The following is a 21,109-nucleotide window of genomic DNA, read 5'->3' as shown; positions in this document are numbered from 1 at the left end:
CGTCGGTGGGCACCCGATAGCTGTGCCGCGGGCCACAGCGTTTTGCCCCGAGAGACCCAGAACTCGGGTATGTCCGAAATCGACGCCGACGCCCTACTGCCGAACGACCGCGTGAAAGGCGCCGTGCAGAGCGGCGACATCTCCCAGATGACTCGTGGCGCGAGCAACCGCTACGCCGAGGAGGGCGACACGTTCACGCTCGACGACGACACCTTCCGCGTGACGAGCGTCGAGCACCGGACGCTCGGCGAGTTCACCGACGAGGACGCCCGACGGGAGGGGTCTGAGTCGCTCGAAGCCTACAAGGAGCGCATGGTGCGCGTCCACGGCGGCAACTTCGAGTGGGACGACTCGGACGAGGTGCTGACCTACCGCTTCGAGCGCGCGGACTGAGCCGTTCACGGGGGACGCCACGGCCGCTCCGTAGATGACAACGCTTTTACTCCCGATATCGGTAGCAGAGCAGTCCCATGACCCTCCCCGACGGCTGGAGCACGGGTACGCTCCGGACGAACGGTATCGACCTCCGCTACTACCGGACCGGCGACCCGACAGAGGACGCTCCCACCGTCGTCATGGCCCACGGCTTCTACGACGGCGGCCTCCGCTGGGTACCCCTCGCCGAGGCGCTCGCGGACGACTACGACGTGGTGACCTACGACGCCCGCGGCCACGGGAAGTCGGACGCTCCCGAGGACGGGTACGGCATCGAGGACCGCGTCGGCGACCTCGTCGGTCTCGTCCGGGGACTCGAAATCGAGGACCCGGTGCTCGTCGGCCACTCGATGGGCGCCGCGACGGTCGCGTGGGCGGCCGCCGAGCACCCCAGCCTCCCGCGTGCCCTCGTCCTGGAGGACCCCATCGGGATGCACGACACGCCGGACGTGAGCCCGGACGAGATGGCCGGTGTCGTCAGCGAGCGTCTCGACGCCGTGGCCGACGCGACGGTCGACGAACTCGTCGCCGAACACTACGAGGAGTGGGACGAAGCGCAGGCCCGCCGACTCGCGACGGCGACGACACAACTCTGCCCACGAATCGCCGAGATCGCACGCGAGGGCTACCCGAAACCCCTCCGGGCGGTGTTCCCCGACATCACGGCGCCGACGTTGATTCTCCGCTCCGACGGGGACGACGACCGGCGGACGAAGGACGGAGAGGCGGTCGAATCGCTCGCCGACGGACGACTGGCTCGATTCGACGACGCCGGCCACTACGTGCTCAACGACGCCTTCGACGCCGCCCTCGACGAGGTTCGAGCGTTTCTGGAGCGAGTGTAGCAACGGGTCGGCCGTCGTCGCATCCGACCGGTTCGGTCGTCGGCCGACCCGACACGGACCTCGTCGCCCCAATCAGACCCGAACGATAGTGTCGTCGCAGACGCGGCTATATGTCTGCCGCGACGAACCGGTACGCTATGGCAGACGACGATTCGTTCGACACCGAGAGTCGCGACGCTCGGGAAGTGGCAGCGGAGGCAGGGCGCGACACGGAGGAGTTCCTCTCGTTGCTCCCGCACTACTACCGCGGCGAGGTCGGGCAGATGTCGACCCACCTGGGTCGACTCGACCTGACGACCGACTGGGCTATCGCCCTCCTCACCGCCGTCCTCGCGCTCTCGTTCGGCAGCGCCGACAGCCCGCCGTACTTCATCCTCCTCGGGATGCTCGCGCTGATGATGTTCCTCCTGTTCGACCTCCGGCGCTATCGGACGTACGACGCGACCCGGTCGCGGGTGCGGCTCATCGAGGAGAACGTCTTCGCCAACGCGTTCGACCCGGCAGGAACGACCCACTCGAACTGGCGGGAGGGGCTCGGCAACGACTTGCGAAAGCCCACGCTGAAGGTCTCGACGCGGGAGGCGCTGTCCCGGCGGCTCAAACGCGTCTACTTCCCGCTGATCACCGTCCTGTCGCTCGCGTGGCTGTTCCGAATCACGATATTCGTCCCGGACGAGACCGTATTCGAGACGGCGGCAGTCCCAGGTATCCCCGGAACCGTGGTGGTCCTCGTCGTCGGAGTAGGTTACCTCGGCGCGGTAGTGCTGGCGGCGTGGCCGACCACCCGGGAGGCGAAAGGCGAGTTCCACGGCGAGGAGCCCGGCGAGTGGAAAACCGACGAGTAACGCCGGCGACCGTCGACGGCGAAGAGCCCGGCCCCCCTCTCGTGTGACCTCACACGTCCGGGAGTCGAACGTCTACGACGTGACGGAGGTGCGGTCGGAGTGAACGCCACCGGCAGGCGGCTCCCGGTCGCCGGGAGGGTCCGGTGGCCCACCCCGGGTCAGAGATTGCTCTTGCGGTAGCTCCTGACGAGCCAACGCACGAGGAGCCAGCCGACGAGGAGCCCGGCGGCGACCGACCCGGCGACCTGGAGGGGTGTGGGGTCGACCTGCAGCGAGACGAGGCCCGCCGAGATGCCGACGAGCACGACGAAGCCGATTCGGAGCCGGGCGTTCGCGCTGATACGCTCCTCGTCGGACATGGTGGGTCCGACCATCAGGCCGCCCCGCGACCCGCGTCGTCTCCGTCCTCGCCCTCGTTCCCGTCCCCCGAGTACGGCACACTGACGTGCATCCCGACGAACAGCCACTCCTCGCCGCTCCGTTCGAGCGTCCCGCTCCAGCGGGTGTCGAACTCGCGTTCGCGACCCGTCTCCGTGTCGTACCACCCCATGAACACGTCGTCGCTGAACCAAGCGTAGTCCTCGCGGGCGACGACGACCAGGTTTCGGCTCTTGACCGTCCAGTCGTCGGTCGTGCGAGTCTGCTCGCGCAGCCCCTCCGCGACCTCGTCGTACCCCGTCAGGCGCTCGCCGACCCCGAACTTCACCACGTCCGGCCGCTCGGCGAAGTACGGATACAGCGGCTCGCCGCGTCGGAGGGCCTCGTAGTAGTCTCTCACCGTCGCTTCGGCGCTCATGTCTCATCCCAGGGGCCGAGGGCTTTTCAACGTGTGCGAGACGGCCGTCCGGAGACTACTGGAACCCGCGGTCGACGCCGTCGTCCTCGACGAGGTCGTCGAGTTCGGCGTTCAGCAGCTCTTCGGCCGCCTCGAACTCGTCGGCGAGGCCGTCGAGGCGGTCCGGGCGGTCGGCGAACTCGTACTCCATCGGGCCGAACGCGGGGCTGTCGAGCGCCTCCATCACGTCGGTGAAGAGGTCCTCACCCGTCGTCGGCACCTCGCCGTGGACTCGCAGCGTCTCCTCCAGTCGGGTCGCCATCGACTTCGCCTCGTCCTCGTCCTCCGGCGGGCGATTGACCGCGAACCGGCCCGCCGACTCGCGGTCGGGGAGCAGCGGGTCGATGCCGTCGTCGACCTTCCTGGCCACGCGGGCGCCGACGCCCTTCACGTCGTAGGGGTTCTTCGAGTACGTCTTGAGGTGAAAGAGACCCCGGGCGGGGTGGCCGAGGCAGAGGTCCTCCCCGAGCCCCCGCTGTCGGTCGCCGGCGACGGCCCGCCAGCCGTCGGGGTCGACGCGCCCCTCGGTCACGTCGTCGAGGATGTCCTGCCACTCCCTGACACGCATCGTTCGTGCGACGGTTCGGGTGTGGCGGAGATGAGGATGCCGGTCCGTGAGCCGCCGTTCTCCTCGCCGCCCGTCCTCAGTCTCGTATCGCCAGTTCGCGGGTCAGGAGCACCGCACCGAGAACCAGGAGCGCGTACGTCACGAACCCCTGTCGGCCGGCGACGTAGTTGACGACGCCCCACGCGAGCACGCCCGCGTAGAGAGCGATGCGGAACCGCTTCGTGCCGGCGGCGTCACCGAGCACGCCCCACGCGGCGAGGGCGACGATGTAGACGCTGACGAGCGCCTCGGGGACCGCGGCCGCACCCCCGATGGAGACTTGCACCGCCGCGCCGAGCAGCACGAACGCGAGCAGCGCCCCCAAAGCGAGCTTCGCGCCCCACCCGAGGTTCCCGAACCTACCCCCGGTGGTCTTCACAGCCTCGTCGTTCTCCTCGCTCTCCGCACCCGCTGTGTCCTCTGTCACGGTCGCGTGGAGGCGGGCCGGGTACTTGCCGTCACCGGAACCGAATCGGAGAGCCCGGAAGCCGGGCCTCTCTTCAGGTGGTGACGTCGGCGCGTCGCTCGGCGGCCCCGGCGCAATCGTCGCACTTCACGTCGCGCCTGATACCGTCGATGTCGCCGTTGGCCGTCGCCGCCTGCCGACTGGAGACGCGTCCGCTCGACTCACAGTCCGTGCAGGTCAACGTCGGTGTGCCGCCGTCGGTGACGATACTGTCGAGCGTGGCTTCCCTCCCGGAGTCGGTGCCGAACCGGACGACCATCACGCTCCTGTTCGACATCAGTTCACTGCTCATGGTTCGAGATGACCGTTCGGGCATATAATTCGACTGGCGGTACACCATTAGGTGATAATATGGATTGGGAGGAGTCCGGAGGAGAGTCGCGCCGGATATCCGTTCGTCCGTCGAGCCGTAACCCGAGGGGTCCGGCTCCCGTCGCCCCTCCCTCCGACGACCGACAGCGTTTACCCACGCGCCGCGCTGGTCACCCACATTGAACGTCCGCGGCGAGATTATCGAGGTTCGGGAGCCCCGCGAGGTGTCGACGCAGTACGGCGAGCGGAGCCTCGCGGAACTGGTGATTCGTCCCGACCCGAACGGGAGTTCGCCGCCGTCGGGTGCCGCGAACTCCGACCGAAGCACCGCCGCGGTCACCCCCGAGCCGACGACGGTGACGCTCTGGGGGAAGTGGACCCACACCGCCGAGCACGCGCAGGCGGGCATGGAGTTGCTCCTCACGGACGCCGAGGAGAACGAGTACCAGGGGAACGTCGGGTACACGACCTCAAAGAACTCGTACGTCGTGCTCGAACCGGGGTTCCTCGTCAACGTGACCGACGTGCGCTCGTGGGTGCAGTGTCCCCGGATGTACTACCTCAACAAGCTCTCGGGCATCCCGCTCAACTACCCCGTGGCGAAGGGGACCATCGTCCACGAGGTGTTCGGCGACCTGCTCCGGGGCCGGGACCTGGAGGAGTCCATCGACGAGCGCGTCGCCGAGGCCGGCCTCGAGTTAGGCCTGCTCGGGAGGGAGGCCGAGGAGGTCAGAGACGAAGTGAGGAGAAACGCCGCCGCCATCGAGGGGTGGCTCTCGCAGGGGACGCTGACGGAGGAAGACGACTGGCGCTCGGAGTACACGCTCATCTCGCCGACATTCGGCATCAAGGGCCGTGCCGACGCCCTGCGGCGGGGGGCCCCGGTCGAACTGAAGACGGGGAAAAACACGAAGCGCGACCCGCGCTTCCAGGACAAGATTCAGGCCGCCTGTTACGCGCTGATGCTCGAAGAGCGCGGCGTCCCGGCCGACACCGGCACCCTCCTGTACACAAAGAACACGGCGCTCGACCGAAACGAGGCGACCGGCGACCTCTCGCCGGCGAAGGAGTTCTCGGTCGGGTCCGGCCTGCTCGACTTCGTCGTCCGCCAGCGCAACGAAATCGCGGCGATGGAGTTCGACTCGTCGGTGCCGACGGGGTACGAAGCGGACGCGAAGTGCGAGTACTGCTTCGAGAAGGACACCTGCATGGTCGTCGCCGGCCGCCTCGGCCAGGAGTCGAAGGCCGGCGCTATCGGCCAGGCGGTCCCCGAGGAGGAACGCGAGTACTTCGACCGGTTCTACCGCGCCCTCGAGGAGGAACGTCGCGAGACCCACACGGAGTACAGAAAACTGTGGGAACAGACCGCAGCGGAGCGCGCCGACGCCGACCGCGCGCTCGTAAACCTCGACCCGCAGGGGCGCCGCCAAATCGAGGGCGGGCGCTGGGAACTCCGCGCGAAGAAGCCCGGCGACGCCGTCTCCAAACTCCGGGAGGGCGACGTGGCGCTCGCCAGCGACGGCGACCCGGTGGAGGGACACGCGGAGCTGTGTCGCATCCGCAAACTAGGCGGAACGGCAGGCGACGAGGTCGTCGTCACCGTCGACGAACCGCTCTCCCTGCGCCGGCTGGACGTGTACCCCTCCGAGATATCCGTCGACCGGATGCTCACCGCGCTCCACGACGCGGTGCTGAAGGGGAGCGAGGAGCGCAAGGACGTGCTGTTCGGGCGGCGGGCGCCGGCGTTCTCCGGCGAGACGCGAACGTACATCGACAACAACGCGGCCCAGAACGAGGCGGTGAACCTCGCCACCCGGGCCGAGGACTGTGCGCTCATTCACGGCCCGCCGGGGACCGGCAAGACCTACACCATCGCCCGAACGATTCGGGCGCTCGTCGACCGCGGCGACCGCGTCCTCCTCTCGGCGTTCACGAATCGGGCGGTCGACAACGCGCTCGAAGCCCTCCGCGAACAGGGGTACGGGGACAGCGCGGAGCAGAGCTCCGCTGGCAACCGGACGCAGTCCGATTACGTGGTTCGATTCGGCACCGAGAACGGCGTCCGCGAGGACATGCAGGACCTCCGGCTGGTGAAGGAGGGCGAGCCGAACGACCGCGCCGCCGAGTTGAACGGGGCTTCGGTCGTCGCCGCGACGACCTCCTCCTGCGGGTCGCGACCGATGCGCGAGCAGTCCTTCGACGTGGCGCTCGTCGACGAGGCGTCCCAGTTGACGGAGCCGAACACCCTCGCCGCGGTCAACCTCGCCGACCGGTTCGTCCTCGTCGGCGACCACCAGCAGCTACCGCCGGTCGTCCGTGCGGAGAACGACCTCACGGAGTCCCTCTTCGAGCGGCTCATCGAGGCCTACCCCGACGCGTCGGTGATGCTCGACCGGCAGTACCGCATGAGCCAGCGCATCCAAGCGTTCGCCTCCGCGGAGTTCTACGACGGGGCGCTCCGACCCGCCACCGGCGAGGTCGCCGGCCAGCACCTCTCGGGATTGGGCGTCGACGTCGACGACCTGCCGCCCGAGATTCGGGACCCGGTCGCGTTCGTCGACCCCGACGGCTCGCGGGCCGGCAACACCAACCCCCGGGAGGCGGACCGCGTCGCCGAACTCGTTCGCGCCTACGTCGACGCCGGCGTCGACCCCGACGACATCGGCGTCATCGCCCCGTTCCGGGCGCAGGTGGCAGAAATCACCCGACGGGTCGACGTGACCGTCGACACCGTCGACCGCTTTCAGGGGTCGAGCAAGGAGGTCGTCCTCGTCTCGTTCGTCGCCACCGACAACATGGACGGCCCCATCTTCGAGGACACCCGCCGCGTGAACGTGGCGCTGACGCGAGCGAAGAAGGCGCTCGTCCTCGTCGGCGACGCGAGCGCACTGGAGAGCGACCCGTTCTACGGGCGGATGCTGGACTGGGCGCGGCGATAGACGCCTGTGGTGCGAGGGTGGGGCCCCTGAAGGGGCCGGACTCCGAAAGGCCAGGACAGACTGCTCGGGACGCCGAACGGAACGTCGCCTGACACACCGGGGGTCTTCGAACTACTCGTCCCGCGCCGCCAACTCCACCAGCGTCAGGTCTCGGCCCAGATGACAGTACTCGTGGGGTGGCTCCCCGATTATCTCGTCGATGCGGTACTCGGTGTCGAACTCGGCGCCCTCCGGCACACAGTACTCGTGGCTCGGACACTCCGTGTACGGACAGGGGCCGGCCAGTTGCGCCTTGCTCCCGGCGTAGGCACCGCGGGCGGGGACGTTCGCCGGGACGCTCGCAGGCTCGACCTCCACGGCCCGGACGCCCGTGTCGTGGACCGCACACTCGAGCGTCTGCCCGCCTTCGCGCACGCCCGTGACGCGGTAGCGGTTCCCGACCGTCAGATTGAGACACTGGTTCCGGTAGGGACACCCCTCGCACGCGCTCGACTCCCCCTCGTAGACGAACTCGGTCCCGACCGACGCGAGCCGAGTCCCGATGAGGGTCACCTTCGACATGACGCGAGATTCGCGGGGGGTCCGGATAAGGCTCCCGTCTACGCGCCTTCCCCGTTCCCGTCGTCCCCGTCCCCGCTTCGACCTCCACCGAGTAGCTCGTCCAACTTCGCGAGGTAGTCGTCGCGGGGCACCTGGTACAGCGCCCGGTGGTCGATTTCGCCCTCGGCGAACCGGCGGGCGTACTCGCGAGCCCCCTCGACCGCCGCCTCGCGGCTGTCGTACTCCTCGACCTCACCTGCGACCTCCGGCTCCAGATACAGGGTGACGTGCCAGGTGTCGGTGGCGACGTAGCGTGCCTCGGGCCGGTTCTTCCGCGAGCGGTTGCTGACGAACAGCGTCGGCATACACGGAGCCGGGAACGCGTCGGTGTCGAACACGTCGGGCCGGTAGGCGAGTATCGCCCGACCCTCGGTCTCGTCGGTCCAGACGGTCCACCCGTCCGGGAGGGAGTCGAAGCTCACGCCCGCCCTTGCCCGCCGTCGGGGATAGGACTCCCGCTTTCGACCACGAGGCGGGCGACCGCGAGTGTGGCGAGGAAACACGGTAACCGAACCTCACTGGCCTCCGGTTAGCACACCCTTGTAAAGGCTTTCGCTGACAGTGTCATGCCGGCGAACCCGAACCCGCCGCCGTCTCCGGGTTCCGTCCCCGGCAACGGGAGATTACGAACGAAATCGGGGCAAATGTTATGTGGTACCAAGCACCAACAAATTAATAGTCTCGGTCGACCGGACCGGACGACCGCCCCGCGTATCGTCGTCGAACGCGTCGCTTCCTGTCGAAGTCGTCGGTGTCGCCGTCGCTGACACCGGGGCATGTGGTATGGACAAACATGGCAAGGAACGGTCACCCGACCGCGGCGTTCGCCCGTGGGGTGAGCGGTGCCGTCGCTCCGAGTCAGTGTTTGGCCAGCGCCGACGGGTCGTCGGCGCCCGCCACGGTCCGGCCGCGACGACCGGGGGCGCGACGAAGTGAGAAATCCACCACCATGGAAGGGATACTCACGGGACTCGAAATCGGTGTAAAAATACTGGCAATCGTAGTTCACTCCCTTACGATCGCCATACTGTGGTACCAGCTCCACCGTGTAGACAAGGAGGGCCCAGAATAGTAGGCTAATCATCCGACAGCGACAATCACTGCCGATTTTGGTTATCAACCCTGCTTGGGCTACTATATATATTTGTAGGCTTCGATTGACACCCTATACGATTCCACTCCGTTCCGTACTGCGGTTTTCTATTAGTATGAACCAACTATGGCGGCAGTTGGGACAAACGTTATGTGGTACCAAGCACCAATACATTAATAGTCTCGGTCGACCGGACCGGACGACCGCCCCGCGTATCGTCGTCGAACGCGTCGCTTCCTGTCGAAGTCGTCGGTGTCGCCGTCGCTGACGCCGGGGCATGTGGTATGAATAAACATGGCAAGGAACGGTCACCCGACCGCGGCGTTCGCCCGTAGGGTGAGCGGTGCCGTCGCTCCGAGTCAGTGTTTGGCCAGCGCCGACGGGTCGTCGGCGCCCGCCACGGTCCGGCCGCGACGACCGGGGTCGCGACGAAGTGATTCCCGAGTGATACAATGACCGGTGAAAGAGAAACCCTCGAAGAGCTCAGTAGAAACTACAAAGAGTCGGTTCCCTCGGACCTGCGGGAGGCCAAGTCCTTCGACTGGTACCTCGAACAGGTGTACGAGGACCCGCGAATCGCCCGCAACGCCCACCAGCGCGTTGCCGACATGTTCGACCACTACGGTACGGAGTACGACGAGGAAGCGGGTATCGTCGAGTACCAGATGGCCTCGGAGGACCCGCTCCACGACGGGGAGAACGTCTTCTACGGCCGCGAGGTCCACGAGTCCATCCACGAGTTCGTCAACAAGGTGAAGTCCGGTGCCCGCGGACTCGGCCCCGAGAAACGCATCAAACTCCTCCTCGGTCCGGTGGGGTCGGGGAAGTCCCACTTCGACTGGATGGTCCGGCGGTACTTCGAGGACTACACGATGCGCGACGAGGGCCGGATGTACACCTTCCGGTGGACCAACCTCGGCGACGTCATCCGCGACCAGGACCCCGCCGACGACACGGTCCGGTCGCCGATGAACCAGGACCCGCTCGTCCTGCTCCCGCAGGCCCAGCGCGACCACGTCATCGACTCCATCAACGAGGCGTTCGACGCGCCGTACACCATCCGCAACGAGCAGTCGCTGGACCCCGCCAGCGAGTTCTACATGGACCGCCTGCTCACCGAGTACGACGACGACCTCCAGGCGGTGCTGGAGAACCACATCGAGATAATCCGGCTGGTCGCGAGCGAGAACAAGCGCCAGTGCGTCGAGACGTTCGAACCGAAGGACAAGAAGAACCAGGACGAGACCGAACTCACGGGCGACGTCAACTACTCGAAGCTCGCCATCTACGGCGAGTCCGACCCCCGCGCGTTCGACTACGCGGGGGCGTTCTGTAACGCCAATCGGGGGCTGTTCTCGGGCGAGGAGCTCCTCAAACTGCAGCGGGAGTTCCTCTACGACTTCCTGCACGCGACGCAGGAACAGACCATCAAGCCGAAGAACAACCCGCGTATCGACATCGACCAGGTCATCGTCGGCCGGACGAACATGCCCGAGTACCGGGACAAGAAGGGCGACGAGAAGATGGAGGCGTTCAACGACCGCACCAAGCGCATCGACTTCCCGTACGTCCTCGAGTACGACCACGAGGCCGACATCTACCGGAAGATGCTGCGCAACGCGGACGTGCCGAACATGCACATCGAGCCCCACGCCCTGGAGATGGCGGGGTTGTTCGGCGTCCTCACCCGCATCGAGGAGCCCGACGGCGAGCGCGTCACGCTCGTCCAGAAGGCCAAGGCCTACAACGGCGAAATCGACGACGGCGACGACGTCGACGTGAAGAAGCTCCGCGAGGAGGGCGAGGCGAAAGCCGACATCGCGGAGGGGATGTCCGGCGTCTCCGCGCGGTTCATCGGCGACGAGATCGCCGAGGCCATCATGGACTCCACCCACCGGGGGCGGAACTACCTGAGCCCGCTCACCATCTTCAACCACTTCGAGGAGAACTTGGAGAACCACGGCTCCATCCCCGAGGAGAACCTGGAGCGCTACCACCGCTACCTCGAACTCGTCCGCGAGGAGTACAAGGAGCGCGCCATCGAGGACGTGCGCCACGCGCTGGCCTACGACCTGGACGAGATACAGCGCCAGGGCGAGAAGTACATGGACCACGTGATGGCCTACATCGACGACGCCACCGTCGAGGACGAACTCACGGGCCGCGAACAGGAGCCGGACGAGAAGTTCCTGCGCTCCGTCGAGGAGAAACTCGACATCCCGAGCGACCGCAAGGACGACTTCCGCCAGGAGGTCTCGAACTGGGTCTCCCGACGCGCCCGCGAGGGGACGACGTTCAACCCGCAGGACAACGACCGCCTGCGCCGCGCCCTCGAACGCAAGCTCTGGGAGGACAAGAAGCACAACATCAACTTCTCGGCGCTGGTGTCGGCGAACGAACTCGACGACGACGAGCGCAACGCGTGGGTGACGGCGCTCGAAGAGCAGGGGTACTCGACCGAGGGCGCCCGCGAGGTGCTCGAGTTCGCCGGTGCGGAGGTGGCGAAAGCCGAGCTCGAGGACTGAGATGCGCCGAGACTACCTCCACGCGGCCGACGAGGAACTCGACGGGGCCTACGAGGAGCCGATGACCCTCGCCGAGTACGTCGACGCCGCGTTCGAGCGCCCCTCCATCGCCTCCCACGCCTCGAAGTACCTGCTGGAGGCCATCGAGTCGATGGGTACCCGGGCCGTGGTCGAGGAGGGCGAGGAGATAGAGCGCTACCGGTTCTTCGACGACCCGCACAACGACGGCGAGCACGCCATCCTCGGCAACACCCAGGTGCTCAACGGGTTCGTCGACGACCTGCGGACCATCGCCGCTCGTCGCGGGAAGGGCGAGAAGATACTCTGGTTCGACGGGCCGACCGCGACGGGCAAGTCCGAACTCAAGCGGTGTCTCATCAACGGACTGCGGGAGTACTCGAAGACGACCGAGGGCCGGCGCTACACCGTCGAGTGGAACGTCGCCAACGCCTCCGACACCAGGGGACTCTCCTACACCGACTCGGAGTTGGAGAGCGAAGACGACTGGTACGAGAGCCCCGTGCAGGCCCATCCGCTGTCGGTGTTCCCCCCCGAGGTCCGGCGGGCAATCGTCAGCGACCTCAACACCGAGTCGGGGGACCACATCCCGGTCGTCGCCGAGGAGGCGCTCGACCCGTTCTCCCGCGAGGCGTACAACTACCTCGAAGAGCAGTACCGCCGCGCCGGCAAGAGCGAGTTGTTCTCGAAGATTGCCGACGCCAAGCATCTGCGAGTGAAGAACTACGTCGTCGACGTGGGGAAGGGCATCGGCGTCCTCCACTCCGAGGACGACGGCTCGCCGAAGGAACGGCTCGTCGGCTCGTGGATGCCGGGGATGCTCCGCGAACTCGACTCGCGGGGCCGGAAGAACCCGCAGGCGTTCAGCTACGACGGCGTGCTGTCGCAGGGTAACGGCCTCCTCACGGTCGTCGAGGACGCGACCCAGCACTCGGACCTGCTCCAGAAGCTCCTGAACGTCCCCGACGAAGGCCACGTCAAGCTCGATAAAGGAATCGGGATGGACATCGACACCCAGCTCCTCATCATCTCGAACCCCGACCTCGACGTGGAACTGGACAAGTTCGCCGACCGCAACGGCCGCGACCCGCTCAAAGCCCTGAAGCGCAGGCTCGACCGCCACGAGTTCCGCTACCTGACGAACCACTCGCTGGAGACCGAACTCGTCAGACGCGAGCTCACGAACGAGACGAGCGTCTGGGAGACGGAGTCCTACGACGAACTCGCGGAGCGCATCCGCGCGCCGCTCAGACTGGACGTCCGCGACAGCGAGGGCGCGGTTCGGACCATCGAACTCGCCCCGCACGCGCTGGCGGCGGCGGCGCTGTACGCCGTCGTCACCCGGCTCGACGCCGAGGACGTGCCTGCCGGGTTGGACCTCGTCGACAAGGCCGTGCTGTTCGACCGCGGCTACCTGCAGGAGGGCGACGAACGCCGCTCCATAGACGAGTTCGACTTCGACCACGAGACCGACGGTCAGCACGGCATCCCCGTCACCTTCACGCGGGACGTGGTCGCAGACCTGCTCCACGTCGAGCGTGACCGTCACCACCCCGAACTACCCGTCGAGACCGTCGTCACGCCCGAGGACGTGCTCGACGCCATGGCGCAGGAGCTGACGGCGGCGCCGGTGTTCTCCCGCGCCGAGGCGACGGAGTACGAGGGGCGGCTGGCGGCGGTGAAGAGCCACCTGTTCGAGCTGCAGGAGGAGGACGTGCTCGACGCCCTGCTCGCCGAGAAAGGCGTCGAAGAGGAGACCGTCGCGGAGTACGTCGAGCACGTGTACGCCTGGGACGCCGAGGAGCAGATCGAGACCGAACACGGGCCGGTCGACCCGGACCCGCTCCTGATGAAGCTGTTCGAGACCGAACACCTCGGGCGGTTCCGCGAGGCCGACTACGCGGGCAACGAGCCCAGCGAGGCGGTCGAGGAGTTCCGCCACGAGAAGGTCATCACCGCGCTCAACCGCTACGCGTGGGAGAACCGCGACGAGGAGTTCTCGGTCGCGAACGTCGACTTCGCGCGCATCCCCGTCATCCAGGAAGTGTTGTCGACGCACTCCTGGACCGACGTGAAACGGCTGTTCGAGGACTTCGACCCGCGCCAGTGGGAGGACCCGCCGGCGAACACCGAAACCGCGCGCGTCAAGCGCGCCACGATAGACTACATGACCGACCACGGCTACAGCGAGGCCTCCGCGGAGTTGGCCTCGCGACACGTGATGCGCGAGGTGGCGTACAAATGGGACTGAGAGAGGACTTAGAGCGGTTCAGGGAGGTCGGCGACGAACGCCGACAGGACCTGAAGGAGTTCATCCGCCACGGCAACCTCGGCGGCTCCGGTCCCGACAGCATCCAGATTCCCATCAAGATCGTCGACCTGCCGGAGTTCGCCTACGACCAGCTCGACAAGGGCGGCGTCGGCCAGGGGCAGGGCGGGACGCCCGACGTGGGCCAGCCCGTCGGCCGCCCACAGCCCGGCGACGGCGACGAGGAGGGGAAGCCGGGCGAGGAAGGTGGCGAGCACGAGTACTACGAGATGGACCCCGAGGAGTTCGCCCAGGAGCTGGACGAGGAACTCGGACTGGACCTGGAACCGAAGGGGAAGCAGGTCGTCGAGGAGGTCGAGGGCGACTTCACCGAACTGACGAGGGCGGGGCCGAACTCCACCCTCGACTTCGAACAGCTGTTCAAGCGGGGGCTGAAGCGCAAGCTCGCGATGGACTTCGACGAGGACTACGTCCGCGAGGCCTGCAAGGTCGCCGGCGTCACCCCCCGAGAGGTGTTCGAGTGGGCCCGCGGCGAGCGAATCCTCGTCTCGCAGGCCTGGATAGAGGACGCGTTCTCCGACGTCCCCGAGGACGAACGAGGAACGTGGGGGAGCTTCGAGGAGATGATGGAGAACGTCGAGCGCACCACGACGCTCCAGCGCATCCGCCGGGACGGACTCCAGAGCGTCCCGTTCCGCCGGGAGGACGAGCGCTACCGCCACCCGGAGGTCGTCGAGAAGAAGGAGAAGAACGTCGTCGTCGTGAACATCCGCGACGTGTCCGGGTCGATGCGCGAGCAGAAGCGCGAACTCGTCGAACGAACGTTCACGCCGCTCGACTGGTATCTCACGGGCAAGTACGACAACGCCGAGTTCGTCTACATCGCCCACGACGCCGAGGCCTGGCGCGTCGAGCGCGAGGAGTTCTTCGGCATCCGCTCGGGTGGCGGGACGAAAATCTCGTCGGCGTACGAACTCGCGAAGGCCATCTTAGAGGAGGAGTACCCGTGGGCGGAGTGGAACCGCTACGTGTTCGCCGCCGGCGACTCGGAGAACTCCTCGAACGACACCAAGGAGCGCGTCATCCCGCTGATGGAGGAGATTCCGGCGAACCTCCACGCCTACGTGGAGACCCAACCCGGCGGCAACGCCATCAACGCGACCCACGCCGAGGAGGTGGAGTCGGCGCTGTCGGATACGGGCAACGTCGTCGTCGCCTACGTGAAGAGCCCCGAAGACGTGACCGACGCCATCTACCGCATCCTCAGCACGGAGGACGGGGAGGACTGACATGAGAGACAAGAGAGTCGAAGCCAGACGCGTCGCGGCGAGCCTCGAGGAGCCGGTCCGCGAGGCCGGCGCGCTCGCGCGCAAACTCGGACTCGAACCGTACCCGGTCAACTACTGGATCGTCGACCACGACGAGATGAACCAGCTCATCGCCTACGGCGGGTTCCAGCGCCGGTACCCGCACTGGCGCTGGGGGATGGGGTACGACCGTCAGCAGAAGACCGACCAGTTCGGGATGGGGAAGGCGTTCGAAATCGTCAACAACGACAACCCCTCGCACGCCTTCCTCCAGGAGTCGAACTCGCTGGCCGACCAGAAGGCGGTCATCACCCACGTCGAGGCTCACGCGGACTTCTTCGCGAACAACGAGTGGTTCGGCATGTTCGTCGAGGACGCCGCCTCCCCGGACGCGGCGGCGATGCTCGAACGCCACGCCGAGGCCATCGCGAACTACATGGAGGACCCCGAAATCGACCGGGGGGAGGTAGAGGCGTTCATCGACGCCGTGCTCTGCCTCGAGGACACCATCGACCAGCACCGCCCGTTCTCTGAAGCCGGCTCCCCCCGCGGGAGCGACGAGGTCGAAGACATCCGCGAGAAGCTCTCGGGGATGAACATCTCGGAGGACGTGCGTCGGCAGGTGTTCGACGAGGCGTGGCTCGAACGACAGGAGACCGAGTCGGCGGAGCCGACCCTCGAGGAGCCACGCAAGGACGTGCTCGCGTTCCTCCGTGAACACGGGATGCGCTACGACGAGGAGACCGAGCGGGCCGAGGAGATGGAGCCGTGGCAGAAGGACGTACTCGACATGCTCCGCGAGGAGGCGTACTACTTCGCCGCCCAGAAGATGACGAAGGTGATGAACGAGGGGTGGGCGGCGTACTGGGAGTCGCTGATGATGGGCGACGAGCGCTTCGCCGGTACCGACGAGTTCGTCACCTACGCCGACCACCAGTCCCGCGTCCTGGGGTCGCCAGGGCTCAACCCCTACAGTTTAGGAATGGACCTCTGGGAGTACGTCGAGAACTCCACCAACCGCCGCGAGGTCGCCGACAAACTCCTCCGGGTCGAGGGAATCACGTGGCGGAACTTCCACGACGCCGTCGACTTCGACGCGGTCGAGGCGCTGCTGAAGCCCCACCCGGCCATCGACGGTGTCACCGCGGCGACGCTCGAGGACCTGCTCGAACTCGGCCCCGACGACCCGCGGGTCGACCACGACGCCCTCGAACGAGCCATCGCGTCGCGGGACGGCGAGGTCGACCCCGAAGACGAAGACTACGTCGACGCCGACCGCTACCCCTGGAAGGTGCTCACCTACGAGGGGCTCGCGGAGCGGCACTTCTCGCTCAACAAGCGCCAGAACCGCGGGTTCCTCCGGCGGGTTCGCCGGTCGGAGCTGGAGCGGCTCACCCGGTACATGTTCGACGACGAGAAGTACGCGAGCGTGGAGGCCGCGCTCGAAGACGTGGACTACGGCGCCGGCTGGGACCGGATGCGCGAGATTCGCGAGAGCCACAACGACGTGACCTTTCTCGACGCGTTCCTCACCGAGGAGTTCGTCACCGAGAACCACTACTTCACGTACGAGTACACCCGCGCCAGCGGCGACTTCCGCGTCACCTCGAGTCAGTACGAGGACGTGAAGAAGAAGCTCCTGCTCCAGTTCACCAACTTCGGGAAACCGTCCGTCGCCGTCTACGACGACAACTTCGACAACCGGGGGGAGCTCCTCCTCGGCCACCAGTACAACGGCGTGATGCTGGACCTGAAGCAGGCCCGTGGCGTGCTCGAGCGGACGTACGACCTCTGGGGCCGACCGGTGAACCTCATGACCATCGTCAAGGAGTACGACGAACACGACCTCGAAATCGCCCGCCGGCGCAACCGCGAGCCGGAGCCGACGGAGGCGGGCAAGCGGGTCCGCTACGACGGGGAGTCCTTCGAGGTACACGAACTCGACGCCGACCTCGAGGAGCTGATTGCGGCGACCGACGTGGACTACGACACCAAGCCCGAGGATTGGCTGGCGTAGCGCCCCGTCGGCCGCCGATATCGGAGACAGAACGGAGCGCGCGGAGCCGAACTACCTGAACGAGTAAATTTCTCGAATACTTAAACGTTCGTGGGATGTGAACGTCAACGGCCGTCTTTCTGGAGGTAACGACAGATTAAACGACGCTCACGCGAGCCACAATTTTTGGATAGATTCATGTCACATCAGGTTCCAGGAACATTCGAATGAGTCTCGAATCGATTCCCCGGACCAGTTCCGACGCCGACCGCGAGCTGGACCAGGGGCAGATTCACGACGTCCTCCGGAACGCCCGGCGTCGGCTCGTGCTCGAGCGACTCCGGGAGACCGAGGACGCACAGACGGTTCGAGACCTCTCAGAGCACATCGCGAGCATCGAGTCCGGCGAGACCCCGCCACCCCGGAACGTCCGCCAGAGCGTGTACGTCTCGCTCCACCAGACCCACCTCCCGAAACTCGACGACCTCGGTATCGTCACGTACGACTCGAACGGGAAGGAGGTCTCGCTCGCCGAGCACGCGGACGAACTCACGGTGTACATGGAGGTCGTCCCGAAGTACGGGCTCTCCTGGGGGGAGTTCTACCTCGCGCTGGCGACGCTCGGACTGCTCCTACTGGTCGCCGACGGCGTCGGCGTCCCCCTTATCAGCGGGCTCGACGCATCGTTCATCGGCGGGGCGTTTCTCACCTTGGTCGCGCTCTCCGCGGCGTACCACGTGACGACCCAGCGCAGTTCGCTGTTACACCGCCTGCGCGACCGCTGAGACTCGCGGCGTGACCACCACGCGCCCCACCCCGCCTCCCGTTCCCCACCCTCCACCTCCCCCGTCCGCTTCACCCCCTCACCGCGTCGGCGACGACTCTTGACCTCGGGCGAGGACGACCAACCCGCCGGAGACGAGGAGGAAGGCGAGCAGCGACAGCCGCGGAATCGTGAGCAGGCCACCGGCCATCGGGTAGAGCACGGCCGCACACGCGCCGCCGAACGAACAGGTGATGCCGCTCGGAGTGACCTGCAAGTAGACGTGGTACGCCGCGACTACCGTCCCGAACGTCGAGAGCGGGAGCGCCATCCGCCACACCGTCGGGGTGCGGTCGACGGCCGCCACACCGAGGACGACCACGAGCGGGTACATCAGAATACGCTGGTACCAACAGAGTTCACAGGGGACCAGCCCGAGGACGAGGCTGAACCCGAGGCTCCCGAGCGTCGCGACGGCGGCGACGACGGTCGCGGCCACCAGGAGAGCGCGGGTTCGGTCCATCCCTGCGAACGTCTCACTGGCGTACGTGATGAGTTTTCCGGATACCGGAGCCGACCGAGCGGTCGGGGAGGCCGACTCCGAGAACTCGCTCAGTCGTCGTTCGCCAGCGCCGGGGGCCACTCCGACTCGCCGACCTCGCCGTCGGCCTCCCCGTCGTCGGCTCGCGTCGTCGACTGGACCGTCCCGGCTCGACTGTCCCAGTCGACGAACCCCAACCCGTGAAGCGCCGGGAGGTGCGACCGCTCGAGGCTGATTCGCACCGGCCCGCACTGTTCGGGCGTCACCCGCTCGGGACTGGCACCCGTCTCCTCGACGACGACGCCGACCGCGAGCTCCTCGACGCTGACCGGTTCCTCACACCCCGTGAGGTAGTCGAGAACGAGTCGCCGTCGCGGGGCTTCGAGCGCCCGCCGCACCATCCGTTTACTAACCCCCTCTGTGGCCATGTCGTTCCTCCTCCCTGCGTCGCTAGTTACCGTGCAGTACGCATCGTCCCGATGCTTTAGGAATCATGGTCTACTTTAGCTACGCGCGGTTCCGGCGGGCGCTCCGAGTCGTAGAGCGAGGTTCCGACTTCAACTGATGAGGCTCCTGAGCAGTCGAAGCGGGAACGTGATAATCTGGATGACGATACTGATCGCCTCCGAGGCGAACTTCCGGAGTGTTCCGACGATGCTCGACATACACGTCGGTACTCCCCCTACTGGGACCGTCTTTGAGGCTGTATTTGCAAGGTCGGCCGTCGACCGACTCACGACGGTCGCGGGCAATCGTCGTCGGCCCCGCTTGTGATTTCCGGGCTCGGTGCGTCGACCTTCTTCGGCCCGGCCGGCCGAGAGACGTCGACCAGGCCGCCGCCGACCGGACTGAACAGCGGTAGCTCGTGTGCGCGTTCCCCGAGGGTTACGACCCCCGCTTCGCGCCTCCAGTCGACGAGTCCGGCGTTGTCGAGCGCCGGCAGATGCACGTGCTGGAGGCTGACGTGAATCGTTCGTACTCGGTCGTCCGCCACCGACGCCGCCGACGAGGCGTGCTCCCGCTTCCCGACCTGTGTCGCGAGTTCGCCCACCCCGACCGACTCCCCCCGGCGATACAGGTGGTCGAGCACGTGGCGACGCCGCGACTCCGCGAGCATGCGGTACAGTTCTCCCCACTCGTCCCGCCCCTCTTCTATCGGACTTCGAGTCATCCTCTCGGGCTCCGCTTGTCCGTGACGAGGCTACCGGTAACGAGTTACTGCTTGGTCGGTCCGGCCGTATAACGGAGGGCGGCTTACCTCTCAGGTGCGTGTGAGTTGGCGACGCGCAACGTCGGCGAGAGGCCGAACTGAACGGCTCTGCCGGTCTCCCATATACAACGGTCCACAGAAGGGAGAGGATGGTCGGGATAGGATTCGAACCGCAGTCGCTTCGCTCACCCCGCTCTCTGGTTCGAAACTCTCTCTTGTACCCCTACTCGTCGCTTCGTTCACACGTGAACGTGCCGCGTTTTCCGGTTTGCGCACGCGATGCACGGCGAGGGAATCTACTACGGACTCGGTCCCAGCGGGATGTGACGCTGTTCTTAAACTCACAGTTCACTCACGATACCTGATACATGGCCAACAGTTCTTTTTGACTCTGATGTAGTGCGATAAATGACAATGCAGAAGCGTCGCTCGATACTCGCAGGACTCGGTGGAATGGCAGCAGTTGGTGCGCTCGGACTCGGGGGGACGGCACTCGCTCAGGAGGACCAGCCCGACTTTCTGGAGTTCACCGAGGTGAACAACGATGCGGAGTACGTCGTCCTCACGAACTATTCGAACGAGGACTTCGACCTCAGCAACTATGTCATCAACTTCGAGGCGAACAACCCCGAGGTCGACCAGACCAAGTCGTTCCCCTCGGGGACGGTCGTTCCCGCGAACGGGAGCATCAAAATCGCCACCGGGGCGGAGGACCAGACGGGGGACGTCGTCTTCGACTACGAGGGCCCGGTGATGAACAACGACGACCAGGACCTCATCGCCATCGAGACGCCCGACCGGTCCCGGACGGTCGTCGACGAGAACACCGAGGCGTCGACGCCGACGGCAACCCCGACCGCAGAGCCGACCGAAACGCAGACGGCGACGCCCGAACAGACCGAGACAGCCGAGCCGACGGAGACGGCTACCGAGACACCCGAGGAGACGACGACCCCGGAGCCGACTACGGCTGAAGAGACGACGGAGACGCCAGAGGAGACGACGGCAGAGACCCCCGAGACGACGAACGAGCCGACGACCGAGGAGCCCGAGCCTGAGCCCGTCGACTCCGACGGTGACGGCCTGACCGACGCCGAGGAGAAGGAACTCGGAACGGACCCGAACGACCCCGATACGGACGGCGACAAAATCTGGGACGGGAAGGAAGTCGACGAGTACGGTACCGACCCGACCGAGGCCGACAGCGACGGCGACGGCGTCAACGACTGCCGCGAAGTGAACATCTTCGGAACGGACCCGAACGACGCCGACGACACGCCGAACTAATCTAATCGCTTTCGGTGGCTCGTATCGTGTCCAGCTAGTGGGAACTGATACGGGATTCGAACTACGTTCGCGTCGTTCCCTGCTTCGAATCCCGCACGTCCCGCTTCCGCTCGTCACTACGTTCCTCGCAGAATGCTCGGTACGGGATTTGAACCCGTGTCATCGGCTCGAAAGGCCGATAAGTTCAATCTGACTGAATTCCGGATTTTGGCTCCG

At 66.3% G+C, this 21,109-nt stretch carries 20 protein-coding genes; 10 read left to right on the top strand and 10 right to left on the bottom strand.

Going from position 1 to position 21,109, the window contains the following annotated elements; translation table 11 throughout:
• The first annotated feature begins 69 nt into the window (after positions 1-69).
• The 3 genes from N5095_RS11110 (at position 70) to N5095_RS11100 (ending at position 2,125) form a co-directional block, all read left to right on the top strand.
• Positions 70-393: an ASCH domain-containing protein gene (locus N5095_RS11110; protein WP_267622906.1), complete on the top strand. Its 324-nt coding sequence runs from the start codon at positions 70-72 to the stop codon at positions 391-393.
• 77 nt (positions 394-470) lie between these two features.
• The gene (locus N5095_RS11105; protein ID WP_267622905.1) at positions 471-1,280 is read left to right on the top strand and encodes an alpha/beta fold hydrolase; all 810 of its coding nucleotides are present in this window, start codon (positions 471-473) and stop codon (positions 1,278-1,280) included.
• A gap of 137 nt (positions 1,281-1,417) precedes the next feature.
• The gene (locus N5095_RS11100) at positions 1,418-2,125 is read left to right on the top strand and encodes a DUF2270 domain-containing protein (RefSeq protein ID WP_267622904.1); all 708 of its coding nucleotides are present in this window, start codon (positions 1,418-1,420) and stop codon (positions 2,123-2,125) included.
• 158 nt (positions 2,126-2,283) lie between these two features.
• Here N5095_RS11100 and N5095_RS11095 read toward each other — a convergent pair whose 3' ends face one another.
• The 5 genes from N5095_RS11095 to N5095_RS11075 all read right to left on the bottom strand — a co-directional run bounded on the left by N5095_RS11095 (position 2,284) and on the right by N5095_RS11075 (position 4,325).
• On the bottom strand, positions 2,284-2,499 hold the full coding sequence (locus N5095_RS11095) for a hypothetical protein (protein ID WP_267622903.1): 216 nt from the start codon (positions 2,497-2,499) through the stop codon (positions 2,284-2,286).
• Complete coding sequence (locus tag N5095_RS11090; protein ID WP_267622902.1) at positions 2,499-2,921, bottom strand: nuclear transport factor 2 family protein; 423 nt, start codon at positions 2,919-2,921, stop codon at positions 2,499-2,501. Before N5095_RS11090 ends, N5095_RS11095 begins: the two co-directional genes overlap by 1 nt.
• 55 nt (positions 2,922-2,976) lie before the next feature.
• Positions 2,977-3,528: a hypothetical protein gene (locus tag N5095_RS11085; RefSeq protein ID WP_267622901.1), complete on the bottom strand. Its 552-nt coding sequence runs from the start codon at positions 3,526-3,528 to the stop codon at positions 2,977-2,979.
• A 76-nt stretch (positions 3,529-3,604) separates the two neighbouring features.
• The gene (locus N5095_RS11080) at positions 3,605-3,994 is read right to left on the bottom strand and encodes a hypothetical protein (RefSeq protein ID WP_267622900.1); all 390 of its coding nucleotides are present in this window, start codon (positions 3,992-3,994) and stop codon (positions 3,605-3,607) included.
• A gap of 73 nt (positions 3,995-4,067) precedes the next feature.
• The gene (locus N5095_RS11075) at positions 4,068-4,325 is read right to left on the bottom strand and encodes a hypothetical protein (RefSeq protein ID WP_267622899.1); all 258 of its coding nucleotides are present in this window, start codon (positions 4,323-4,325) and stop codon (positions 4,068-4,070) included.
• 199 nt (positions 4,326-4,524) lie between these two features.
• Here N5095_RS11075 and N5095_RS11070 point away from each other — a divergent pair, with 199 nt between their 5' ends.
• Positions 4,525-7,284: an AAA domain-containing protein gene (locus N5095_RS11070; RefSeq protein WP_267622898.1), complete on the top strand. Its 2,760-nt coding sequence runs from the start codon at positions 4,525-4,527 to the stop codon at positions 7,282-7,284.
• A 111-nt stretch (positions 7,285-7,395) separates the two neighbouring features.
• On the opposite strand, the gene N5095_RS11065 is transcribed toward N5095_RS11070, so the two are convergent.
• Positions 7,396-7,845 (bottom strand): UPF0179 family protein, encoded by a 450-nt coding sequence (locus N5095_RS11065; RefSeq protein WP_267622897.1) that lies wholly within the window; start codon positions 7,843-7,845, stop codon positions 7,396-7,398.
• A 38-nt stretch (positions 7,846-7,883) separates the two neighbouring features.
• Positions 7,884-8,306: a DUF5820 family protein gene (locus N5095_RS11060; RefSeq protein ID WP_267622896.1), complete on the bottom strand. Its 423-nt coding sequence runs from the start codon at positions 8,304-8,306 to the stop codon at positions 7,884-7,886.
• Positions 8,307-9,429: 1,123 nt separating this feature from the next.
• On the opposite strand from N5095_RS11060, the gene N5095_RS11055 reads away from it, so the two are divergent.
• The 5 genes from N5095_RS11055 (at position 9,430) to N5095_RS11035 (ending at position 17,877) form a co-directional block, all read left to right on the top strand.
• Entirely contained in the window at positions 9,430-11,502 is a 2,073-nt protein-coding gene (locus tag N5095_RS11055; RefSeq protein WP_267622895.1) for a PrkA family serine protein kinase, read from the top strand.
• A 1-nt stretch (position 11,503) separates the two neighbouring features.
• Positions 11,504-13,771: a PrkA family serine protein kinase gene (locus N5095_RS11050; protein WP_267622894.1), complete on the top strand. Its 2,268-nt coding sequence runs from the start codon at positions 11,504-11,506 to the stop codon at positions 13,769-13,771.
• Complete coding sequence (locus N5095_RS11045) at positions 13,762-15,078, top strand: YeaH/YhbH family protein (RefSeq protein ID WP_267622893.1); 1,317 nt, start codon at positions 13,762-13,764, stop codon at positions 15,076-15,078. Before N5095_RS11050 ends, N5095_RS11045 begins: the two co-directional genes overlap by 10 nt.
• A gap of 1 nt (position 15,079) precedes the next feature.
• On the top strand, positions 15,080-17,113 hold the full coding sequence (locus N5095_RS11040; RefSeq protein WP_267622892.1) for a SpoVR family protein: 2,034 nt from the start codon (positions 15,080-15,082) through the stop codon (positions 17,111-17,113).
• A gap of 206 nt (positions 17,114-17,319) precedes the next feature.
• Complete coding sequence (locus N5095_RS11035) at positions 17,320-17,877, top strand: DUF7344 domain-containing protein (protein ID WP_267622891.1); 558 nt, start codon at positions 17,320-17,322, stop codon at positions 17,875-17,877.
• 78 nt (positions 17,878-17,955) lie between these two features.
• Here the strand turns inward: N5095_RS11035 and N5095_RS11030 are convergent, their stop codons facing one another.
• The 3 genes from N5095_RS11030 to N5095_RS11020 form a co-directional block, all read right to left on the bottom strand.
• Positions 17,956-18,378 carry a disulfide bond formation protein B gene (locus N5095_RS11030; protein ID WP_267622890.1) on the bottom strand — a complete coding sequence of 141 codons (423 nt, stop codon included), beginning with the start codon at positions 18,376-18,378 and terminating at the stop codon, positions 17,956-17,958.
• Positions 18,379-18,467: 89 nt separating this feature from the next.
• Positions 18,468-18,824 carry a DUF7344 domain-containing protein gene (locus tag N5095_RS11025; protein ID WP_267622889.1) on the bottom strand — a complete coding sequence of 119 codons (357 nt, stop codon included), beginning with the start codon at positions 18,822-18,824 and terminating at the stop codon, positions 18,468-18,470.
• A gap of 305 nt (positions 18,825-19,129) precedes the next feature.
• The gene (locus N5095_RS11020) at positions 19,130-19,567 is read right to left on the bottom strand and encodes a DUF7344 domain-containing protein (protein WP_267622888.1); all 438 of its coding nucleotides are present in this window, start codon (positions 19,565-19,567) and stop codon (positions 19,130-19,132) included.
• 492 nt (positions 19,568-20,059) lie between these two features.
• On the opposite strand from N5095_RS11020, the gene N5095_RS11015 reads away from it, so the two are divergent.
• The gene (locus N5095_RS11015; protein WP_267622887.1) at positions 20,060-20,893 is read left to right on the top strand and encodes a lamin tail domain-containing protein; all 834 of its coding nucleotides are present in this window, start codon (positions 20,060-20,062) and stop codon (positions 20,891-20,893) included.
• Positions 20,894-21,109: the final 216 nt, after the last annotated feature.

This window comes from Halobium salinum (assembly GCF_026586625.1).
Classification (GTDB): Archaea; Halobacteriota; Halobacteria; order Halobacteriales; family Haloferacaceae; genus Halobium; species Halobium salinum.
This window is presented reverse-complemented; position numbering and strand designations above follow the sequence as displayed.

What these genes read in the sequence shown, in the direction of transcription:
- N5095_RS11020 (WP_267622888.1), bottom strand. Translation starts at nt 19,567, where the DNA reads ATGACTCGAAGTCCGATAGAAGAGGGGCGGGACGAGTGGGGAGAACTG.
- N5095_RS11065 (WP_267622897.1), bottom strand. Translation starts at nt 7,845, where the DNA reads ATGTCGAAGGTGACCCTCATCGGGACTCGGCTCGCGTCGGTCGGGACC.
- N5095_RS11085 (WP_267622901.1), bottom strand. Translation starts at nt 3,528, where the DNA reads ATGCGTGTCAGGGAGTGGCAGGACATCCTCGACGACGTGACCGAGGGG.
- N5095_RS11040 (WP_267622892.1), top strand. Translation starts at nt 15,080, where the DNA reads ATGAGAGACAAGAGAGTCGAAGCCAGACGCGTCGCGGCGAGCCTCGAG.
- N5095_RS11090 (WP_267622902.1), bottom strand. Translation starts at nt 2,921, where the DNA reads ATGAGCGCCGAAGCGACGGTGAGAGACTACTACGAGGCCCTCCGACGC.
- N5095_RS11030 (WP_267622890.1), bottom strand. Translation starts at nt 18,378, where the DNA reads ATGGACCGAACCCGCGCTCTCCTGGTGGCCGCGACCGTCGTCGCCGCC.
- N5095_RS11075 (WP_267622899.1), bottom strand. Translation starts at nt 4,325, where the DNA reads ATGAGCAGTGAACTGATGTCGAACAGGAGCGTGATGGTCGTCCGGTTC.
- N5095_RS11095 (WP_267622903.1), bottom strand. Translation starts at nt 2,499, where the DNA reads ATGGTCGGACCCACCATGTCCGACGAGGAGCGTATCAGCGCGAACGCC.
- N5095_RS11110 (WP_267622906.1), top strand. Translation starts at nt 70, where the DNA reads ATGTCCGAAATCGACGCCGACGCCCTACTGCCGAACGACCGCGTGAAA.
- N5095_RS11035 (WP_267622891.1), top strand. Translation starts at nt 17,320, where the DNA reads ATGAGTCTCGAATCGATTCCCCGGACCAGTTCCGACGCCGACCGCGAG.
- N5095_RS11105 (WP_267622905.1), top strand. Translation starts at nt 471, where the DNA reads ATGACCCTCCCCGACGGCTGGAGCACGGGTACGCTCCGGACGAACGGT.
- N5095_RS11015 (WP_267622887.1), top strand. Translation starts at nt 20,060, where the DNA reads ATGGCAGCAGTTGGTGCGCTCGGACTCGGGGGGACGGCACTCGCTCAG.
- N5095_RS11055 (WP_267622895.1), top strand. Translation starts at nt 9,430, where the DNA reads ATGACCGGTGAAAGAGAAACCCTCGAAGAGCTCAGTAGAAACTACAAA.
- N5095_RS11025 (WP_267622889.1), bottom strand. Translation starts at nt 18,824, where the DNA reads ATGGCCACAGAGGGGGTTAGTAAACGGATGGTGCGGCGGGCGCTCGAA.
- N5095_RS11100 (WP_267622904.1), top strand. Translation starts at nt 1,418, where the DNA reads ATGGCAGACGACGATTCGTTCGACACCGAGAGTCGCGACGCTCGGGAA.
- N5095_RS11050 (WP_267622894.1), top strand. Translation starts at nt 11,504, where the DNA reads ATGCGCCGAGACTACCTCCACGCGGCCGACGAGGAACTCGACGGGGCC.
- N5095_RS11045 (WP_267622893.1), top strand. Translation starts at nt 13,762, where the DNA reads ATGGGACTGAGAGAGGACTTAGAGCGGTTCAGGGAGGTCGGCGACGAA.